The following is a 7,793-nucleotide window of genomic DNA, read 5'->3' on the forward strand; positions in this document are numbered from 1 at the left end:
GACACTTAGACTCTCAGACTCCCAGACGGCTGTTCCCCTTATACAAACTCTCTGAAAACGGCGTTTGAAAGGTACAGCTTACCGCTTTTTATCTTTATCACCCGGCCTTTTTTCTCTATCAGGCCAAGGCGCAGCAGGCGGTCTATCTCACTGCTGAATTCTATAATTATATCATCTTCGAGTTCAATTCCCGCTGTTTTGCGAAGCCCCAGCATTATGCGCTCCGCCTTTTTGGCGCGGCCGGCAAGGGTTTCGCTGTATTCGGCCCGGGAGCGTCCATCCGCCAGCGCGGAACTTATGTAGATTTCCAGGTCCGCGGTATTTGTCCGGCGTTCCCCGGCCAGATAGGAGGCTGCGGCGGCGCCCAGCCCCAGGTAGCTTCCCTGTTCCCAATAATTCAGGTTATGCAGGGACTGGCGGCCTTCGCGCGCGAAATTTGAAATTTCATAACGCTTCAGACCCGCTTTCTCAAGCGTTTTCGCGGCCGTTTCATACATATCCGCGGCCGCATCGGGGGTTTCTTTCACTCCTTCGCGGTGGAAGGGCGTGCCCTCGTGTACTTCAAGCGCATAGAGCGAAATATGTTCCGGCTCCATTGCCAGCAGCCAGGCCAGCGACTCCATAAAATCCGTAACGCTCTGGTCCGGCAGGCCGCACATAAGGTCGGCATTTATATTGTCAAAGCCCGCCACGCGCAGCGTTTTGTACGCCCGTGTGAAATCTTCCGCCATAGCCACGCGCTTCAGGCGGCCCAACAGGCGGTTTTGGGAGGCCTGCAGGCCGAGACTGATGCGGTTTATCCCCGCGGTTTTAAGCAAGGCGGCTTTTTCCGCGTTAAGGCTTTCAGGGTTGGCCTCAAAAGTGGCTTCCCGCAATTTTGATACCGGCCCGGTAAGGACCGATGTGAGAATAAAGAGTTTTTCCAGCTGAGGAGGGGAGAGCAGGCTGGGTGTGCCGCCGCCGATGTAGAGCGTATCGAACCTGTAGGCCGGACCTGTGAGCGCGCAGGCTTCTTTTGCCAGCGCTTCCAGATATGCGTCAATCCGGTTTTCTTTGCCGGCGTAAGAGATAAAATCGCAATAGCCGCATTTTTTCCGGCAGAAAGGGATGTGAATGTATAATCCGGGCATAGTTAAGGGAATAAAAAAAGTAACCGGTAACCAGTAATCAGTAACCGGTAAACATGTTACCGAATTTCCGAGTACTGATTACCGGTCACCGATAACCGGCTCATGCTTTACGCTTGCGGCGGTTTATTCTTGTTTACAAACATCTCTATAAGGTCTATCGGCATGGGGAAAATGATAGTTGAGGTCTTTTCCGTGGATATCTCGGTCAGCGTCTGCAAATAGCGCAGCTGTATGGCCGCGGGCGAAGTGCTCATGATCTTTGCGGCATCGGCCAGTTTCTGGGAGGCCTGGAATTCTCCTTCCGCGTGAATTATTTTGGCGCGGCGTTCGCGTTCGGCCTCGGCCTGACGGGCTATGGCGCGCTGCATATCCTGCGGCAGGTCCACATTCTTTACCTCAACGCTGGAAATTTTTATGCCCCAGGGCTCGGTGTGGAGGTCCAGTATCTGCTGGAGATTCTGATTTATTTTGTCGCGCTGGGCTAACAGGTCGTCAAGTTCCTGCTGGCCCAAAACACTGCGCAGCGTGGTCTGCGCCAGCTGGCTTGTGGCATACGTGAAGTTGTCGACATTCAGGATGGCGGACTGCGGGTTGACCACCCTGAAATATATTACTGCGTTAACCTTTACAGAGATATTGTCGCGGGTTATCACATCCTGCGGGGGGACGTCCATAACCATCACGCGGGTGCTTATGCGGAACATCTGCTGTATACCGGGGATAAGGATTATCAGACCCGGCCCTTTCACGCCCGTAAAACGTCCAAGTGTAAGTACTACGCCCCTTTCATACTCGTTGAGTATCTTGATGCTTGTAAACAGCAACACCACGACTATTATGATAACCGGCATTAAGCCTGCGTTGAACATATTATACCTCCCTGAAAGTTCCGAATCTGCCGCGCCGTAATACGCTTGGGCGGTTTCCTAGAGTCTACCAAAGAAAGCAACGGATAACAACAGAAAGCGGCTCCGCCCTACTTTCCCAGTATCCGCCTCTCCAGCGTCTTTACACGGGCAACCAGCACTTCGTTGGAGAAAGGCTTGGTAAGGTAATCGTCGGCTCCGCGCTCATAACCCTGCACCTGGTCCTCGGTAAGAGCCCGTATGGTGAGCAGCAGCACCGGCATATTTTTAAAACGTTCATCAGCGCGTATGTGCCCCAGCAGCTGAATGCCGTCCATCTCCGGCATGTTTACATCAAGCACGGCTATGTCCGCCCCTTGGGCCTGCAAATGCTCCCAGGCAAGAAGGCCGTTCTCATGCGGAGACGGTTCATAGCCGGCATCGGTTAAAACTTCCGTCACCAGAGATCTGAAAGTGTTGTCATCATCCGCCACCAGTATTTTCATAAATCAGTCTTTTTCAGAAGTTCGAGAGTCAGCGAATCCTGCTTCCGGCTTTCGCCCGCCTTTAGGGCTTATCCTCAGAAGTTTCCTGCTTCTTCGTCAGCGTTTCCATCGCCTGTGCCTTTGCCTCCAATAGAAGCAGTTTGTTCTTTAAAACTATCTGGTAGTCGCGTTCAAGCGTTTCCATCCGTTCTTTCAGCGACTTGGTCAGGCTAAAGGTGCGTTTATATTCAACCGCCGCTGCGGCAGCCGACTCCTCTGTGAAAGTCTTTTTAAAAGTCTCGAATCTTTTATCACATTCGGCTGTCAGCGCTTCAAATTTGCGCCCGATTTCATCAACGGAGGCTTGCAATTTTTTCTCCATTCCGGCTATTCTTTCATCAAAATTTTTCAGTTGAAGGTCCAGCTCGACTCTTGCCCGGCTGAACTGGACGCTGTCCTTGGCCATGGCGAGGTTTTTTTTAAGGCAAATCTCGGTGTCACGCTTCATCCCCTCCATTTCCAGGATAGCCGCTTTGCGCGCCGCTTTCAGTTCCGTCAGATGAAAACTGGCTTTAGCCTCGGTTTTGGCGAAATCGGAAAACAGCGCGTAAAGCGTTTCAAGCCTTGATAAGATGGAGGATATTTCCGTATCCGAAACATTACGGCCGACCACGACCTTGCGGCCTTCAACCGCCGGTTTTTCTTTAGCCGGGTCCTCTACAGCCCAGACTATAAGCTCTTCCTTAAGTTTTTTTAATTCCGCCTTCAGGGCTGAGTTTTCGTCCCTGAACTTTTTAATTTCTTCTTTCAGGGGGGCCAATAAGGGGGCCAATAGGGGGGGCAATTCAGCCGTAAGATCGACCTTAGGCGGAGGAGGGGGCATAGGCGTAGGCTGTACGCCTTTCAAGCCGCCGCCGCCGGTCCAGCCGGGCGCGTTGGCAGGGGGGATGCCTGAAAATATGGATTTTTTCTTTTCCATCGCTACTTCTCCAGTTTAAGCAGATAACCCGTGCCGTAAATCGTCTTTATGCTTTTTCCGTATGTGCCCAGTTTACGGCGGAGCGTTTCCACATGTTTATCAATGGTTTCGCAATTAAATTGGCCCGATTTCTCTTTCCAGATTTCCTCCATCAGAAAAATACGCGAAACCACCTGCTCTTCATTGCACAGCAAAATGGATAAAATATCGAACTCTTTCGGTGTCAGGTCTTCTATTGAGTCCTGCTTTTTGTTTTTCAGCCCGGTTCTTATAGTGTGGCGCGCCCTGTTTATTTCTATATCGCCGTTCTTTGACGTGACCAGCGTTCTGGCGGAGGCTAAATTGGGCAGGATGCGCCTTAAATGGGCTTTCACTTTGGAAAGCAGGACCTGTTCGTCTATTTCGCTTAAAATAAAATCATCCGCACCGGCTTCCAGGGTTTCCGCTATCAGAGCATTGGTCGCTTTCGCTTTCCCGGTTGTGGCTATAACCGACAGGTTAGATTGACCCGCGACGAAAGCTTTCAGCGTTTTCGTGTCCGGCAGATCCGCCGCACCCAACTCAACCAGAGCCAGACCTTTTACCTCGACAGCCGTCCGGACGATCTCCGCGAGCGTCTCCGCCAGTTGTACGTTGATGCATTCCCGCGAGAACACGCGATACCAGCTATCGGCGAGTTTTTTATCCGAAACGATTATCCACAGCACAAAATCGATCATAATGCATACTTCCGGCACGGAAACCCGGGCGACAATTAAAAAAACTCTGTAAATTCTACTATAATTGCCCTCTTATGTCCAAACTTCGTTATTTTTTCAGGATGCGGCGTTCAAGGACCTTGAGCCTTGACACGAAGACATCGTTATTGAAGGGCTTGGTCAGATAATCGTCCGCTCCCGTCTCGTAACCTTGCACCTGGTCGTCGGCTAATGCTCTGATGGTCAGCATGAGGGCGGGCATATTTTTAAACCTGTCGTCAGTCCTGATATGCCTTAAGAGCTCGAACCCGTCCATCTCCGGCATGGCTATGTCCAGGACCGCCATGTCCGCGCCTTCCGCCTTGAGCCTCTCCCAGGCAAGCATACCGTTACTTTCGGCAGCCACCTCGTAACCGGCTTGGGTAAGTATTTCAACTACCAGACTCCTGAAAATATCGTCGTCATCAGCTACCAGGATTTTCATTAAAGAAAGCTCCTTTGCCCTGCGTTTGTAAGTGCGGTCGGTCCCATAAACTCTTCTTATGCCAAAACTACGCATCCCCGGGAGCATGAAGAAAATCGCAAATGTTTTAGGCGTGAGGCCGTCAAATGCCCTGTCTGAATTTGGAAGTCTTGCCCGGCCCGCCAAAACCCATAGCCAAACTTATTGTATAACAAAATACGGCGTTTACCCAACTGCCCGGCTCTCGCAACCCTGTTCTTGATAACTTCGTGATTTCTTCGGGATTCACGGGGCAGGCTCCCTTATACTATATACTATAAGTAGGGCTGAGATATAGCGGAACGTGAAAAGATTATGAAAGAGCCGACCTTGAAAATATCCCTGAGCGCGTTAAGCCTGCTGACGGCGGTTTTTTTGTTTGCGCGGCCTGTCTCCTGCGCGGTGCTGCCGTCGGGAGCGGGTTACCAGATGGAATATTCCGTGGTGGATAACGGCGGCGGGGATAAGCTGACCGGCGGTGAATATTCCGTGCAAGGTTCAATCGGCCAGAACAGTCTGCCCGCAAACCCCGGTCTCTCAAGCGGAGGGGATTACTCCAACAGGGCCGGTTTTTATAACCCCCCCCATTTCACTTATCAGGGCGGGCTCACCACCGTTTTCACCACGGCTTCGGGGGATGTCCGGTTCACGCTGCCGCCGAATTCCGTGGGAAAGGATACTTTTGACATCACCTTGAACAAAGACCCCATCAGCCAGCCCCTGTCCGTAGACCCGGAAAAGATCACCACCGCCGATGACAAAATGGTTCATAACGAGGGCGCCTGGTCCCAGCCGTTCTCCAACAATCTTTCGGAAATAGCGATATTCGACGATCAGAGTTTCTTTACCGACAGCCTGCCCAACGGCGGCACCATGAACATCCGCTACAAGGACGACAATAACGACGGGCTGCTGGACGGCTCCAACCCCCCGGTCAGGGTGGACAGCCTGAATGCCTGGAGCCTGGACGAAGACCGCAATAGCTGGGTGCAGATGCCCGGCGTGAGCGCGGACAGGGTCTCAAAAATGCTGACCATCCATTTCGACAAGCCGGGCGTTTACACGCTGCTGGGCTCGCTTGTACAGTCCATTTCCAGCATCTTTGTGTCCCCGGTGCCTTTCAGGCCCAACGGCCCCAATGCGGGAACCGGAGTGGGCCAAACAGGCGCCGAAGGAAGCTGTGCAAACTGCGGCATCAATTTTGCAGGTCTTTCGCAGAGTGGAAATATAGAGATTTACACTCTGGACGGCAGGCTGGTAAAGAAGATGGCCATCCAGAGCAATCTCCCGTCGCCCTATATAATCAAATGGGACGCAAAGACCGATTCTGGGGACAGGGCGGGCAGCGGCGTTTACATCTGGCGCGTGGTTTCCGGCTCTAATTCAAAAACCGGTAAATTAATGATAATATGGTAACATGGCAGAGTGTGGGTGCGCATTGGCGCTAGGCCATAAAAAACGGCGGGAATATGAAAAGGGTCGAAGCGGCGAAAATGATAAAGACTGTAGCCTCCCGGCTCGTCCGGCTTTTGCTTTTCTGCCTCGCTTTCTCTACCCTGAACACTCTACCCTCCGCCCTTTCCGCGGCAGTCCCGTTTAAGCTCAACTATCATGGAAATTTGCGCCAGTCCGGTTTCCTGGCAAACGGAAACCACAAAATGGTTTTCAGGCTTTACGATTCCGCCTCGGCCGTCACTCCCCTGTGGACCAGCCCGAATTTTAACGTTGAGCTTTCCACCGGCGTGTTCCGCGTTACGCTTGCACCGGCTATTACTGACTGGGAGAGCGGCAGCCTCTGGCTGGAGCTTGAAGTGGAAGGCAACCGCCTGTCTCCAAGGGAAGAGCTCACATCTTCCTTTTACGCGATCAACTCGGAGCTCCAGTCAGGTAAAAAATATACAAGCGGCGACACGGAGCCGTTATCGCCTAATAAGGGCGATCTATGGATGAATACCGCTGGAAATATGCTTTATTTCCAGACTGGCTCAGGTTGGTCGACAGCTGCCGGCTCAGGCGCGGCGCATGCCGCCACTCATGCCGGCGGCGGCATTGACGCAATAACAAGCCTTGGCGCGCACAGCATAACCGGCAATGTTACGCTTGGCTATGGGGTCAGCCTGCGTTCAGCGGGGCAGGGCGTGCCGGTTTCAACAAATCTTATAGCTGACGGCATCCTGAATCCTTTTTCCAATCTCAATGCGGGCGGCGCCGGCTATTCTGTTTCCTTCGCCTCCTCGGTTTGGGCGGGGATGTATAATGGCAGCAGTCTCTATTTATCCGGCGCTTCCGGTTATAGCGGCAATATGGCGGTTATTTTCTCCGAGGAGGATGTTCCCGCTGTCATCCGCATGACTGGCAGGGGGGGGATATACGCGAGTAAGTATTACGGCGACGGGTCCGCGCTTACTGGTATAACCGGCAGCGGCGGAGGCGCCGCAGACAACCTGGGCAACCACACGGCTACCACTAACCTTATCATGGGCCCTTACCAGATAACCGGCACTGGCGCGGTGACCATGTCTTCGTTCACGGCCACCGGCATAGGATTGAAAGCGGCACAACTGCTTCTGGCCGATAATGTAGTCGTTTCACCGGAGAGCGGCGCGGCACAAGGCGGCGGTGTGCGCGTGTCCAGCAATGTGTATATAGTGGGCTTCGCCTCAGCCACAAAGTATTACGGCGACGGGTCGGGGCTTACCGGTATAACAGGCAGCGGCGGAGGCTTCGCTGACAACCTGGGTAATCACACGGCCACCACTAACCTTATAATGGGCGCGAACCAGATCACCGGCACCGGTTCTGTGACCATGTCTTCGTTCACGGCCACCGGCATAGGGGTGAGAGCGGCGCAGTTGCTATTCGCCGAGAATATCGCCTTTTCACCGGAGAGCGGCGCGGCACAAGGCGGCGGCGTGCGCGTGTCCAGCAATGTGTACATAGTGGGCTTCGCCTCAGCTACAAAATATTTCGGCGACGGGTCCTCGTTGACCTGTATAACAGGCGGCGGAGGAGCCGCCGATAACCTGGGCAATCACACGGCCACCACTAACCTTATAATGGGCGCGAACCAGATAACAGGCAGCGGGGCGGTGACCATGTCTTCGTTCACTGCTACCGGCATAGGTGTGAAAGCGGCGCAGCTGCTTCTGGCCGA

The 7,793-nt window shown here is 53.2% G+C and carries 8 protein-coding genes; 2 read left to right on the top strand and 6 right to left on the bottom strand.

The annotated features are described in order from the left end of the window. Positions 1–38 precede the first annotated feature (38 nt). From hemW to NTX59_04520, 6 genes are all read right to left on the bottom strand, one after another. Entirely contained in the window at positions 39–1,130 is a 1,092-nt protein-coding gene (gene hemW / locus NTX59_04495) for a radical SAM family heme chaperone HemW (protein MCX5784927.1), read from the bottom strand. A 107-nt stretch (positions 1,131–1,237) separates the two neighbouring features. Further along, entirely contained in the window at positions 1,238–1,999 is a 762-nt protein-coding gene (locus tag NTX59_04500) for a slipin family protein (GenBank protein MCX5784928.1), read from the bottom strand. Positions 2,000–2,106: 107 nt separating this feature from the next. Beyond that, the gene (locus NTX59_04505; GenBank protein MCX5784929.1) at positions 2,107–2,481 is read right to left on the bottom strand and encodes a response regulator transcription factor; all 375 of its coding nucleotides are present in this window, start codon (positions 2,479–2,481) and stop codon (positions 2,107–2,109) included. Positions 2,482–2,542: 61 nt separating this feature from the next. After that, complete coding sequence (locus NTX59_04510; protein ID MCX5784930.1) at positions 2,543–3,439, bottom strand: hypothetical protein; 897 nt, start codon at positions 3,437–3,439, stop codon at positions 2,543–2,545. Positions 3,440–3,441: 2 nt separating this feature from the next. Next, complete coding sequence (locus NTX59_04515) at positions 3,442–4,158, bottom strand: response regulator transcription factor (protein MCX5784931.1); 717 nt, start codon at positions 4,156–4,158, stop codon at positions 3,442–3,444. Positions 4,159–4,246: 88 nt separating this feature from the next. Continuing rightward, positions 4,247–4,621, bottom strand: a complete 375-nt coding sequence (locus tag NTX59_04520; protein MCX5784932.1) for a response regulator transcription factor — start codon at positions 4,619–4,621, stop codon at positions 4,247–4,249. Positions 4,622–4,954: 333 nt separating this feature from the next. Between NTX59_04520 and NTX59_04525 the strand changes: the two genes are divergently transcribed. After that, complete coding sequence (locus NTX59_04525; GenBank protein MCX5784933.1) at positions 4,955–6,055, top strand: T9SS type A sorting domain-containing protein; 1,101 nt, start codon at positions 4,955–4,957, stop codon at positions 6,053–6,055. 53 nt (positions 6,056–6,108) lie between these two features. Next, on the top strand, positions 6,109–7,793 hold a 1,685-nt coding region (locus tag NTX59_04530; protein ID MCX5784934.1), incomplete at its 3' end, for a hypothetical protein.

Source organism: Elusimicrobiota bacterium, assembly GCA_026388155.1.
Lineage (GTDB): Bacteria > Elusimicrobiota > Elusimicrobia > Elusimicrobiales > UBA9959 > UBA9634.

Excerpts from the sequence above, each read along its gene's own strand:
- NTX59_04505 (MCX5784929.1), bottom strand. The coding sequence starts at position 2,481 with ATGAAAATACTGGTGGCGGATGATGACAACACTTTCAGATCTCTGGTG.
- NTX59_04515 (MCX5784931.1), bottom strand. The coding sequence starts at position 4,158 with ATGATCGATTTTGTGCTGTGGATAATCGTTTCGGATAAAAAACTCGCC.
- hemW (MCX5784927.1), bottom strand. The coding sequence starts at position 1,130 with ATGCCCGGATTATACATTCACATCCCTTTCTGCCGGAAAAAATGCGGC.
- NTX59_04520 (MCX5784932.1), bottom strand. The coding sequence starts at position 4,621 with ATGAAAATCCTGGTAGCTGATGACGACGATATTTTCAGGAGTCTGGTA.
- NTX59_04525 (MCX5784933.1), top strand. The coding sequence starts at position 4,955 with ATGAAAGAGCCGACCTTGAAAATATCCCTGAGCGCGTTAAGCCTGCTG.
- NTX59_04500 (MCX5784928.1), bottom strand. The coding sequence starts at position 1,999 with ATGTTCAACGCAGGCTTAATGCCGGTTATCATAATAGTCGTGGTGTTG.
- NTX59_04510 (MCX5784930.1), bottom strand. The coding sequence starts at position 3,439 with ATGGAAAAGAAAAAATCCATATTTTCAGGCATCCCCCCTGCCAACGCG.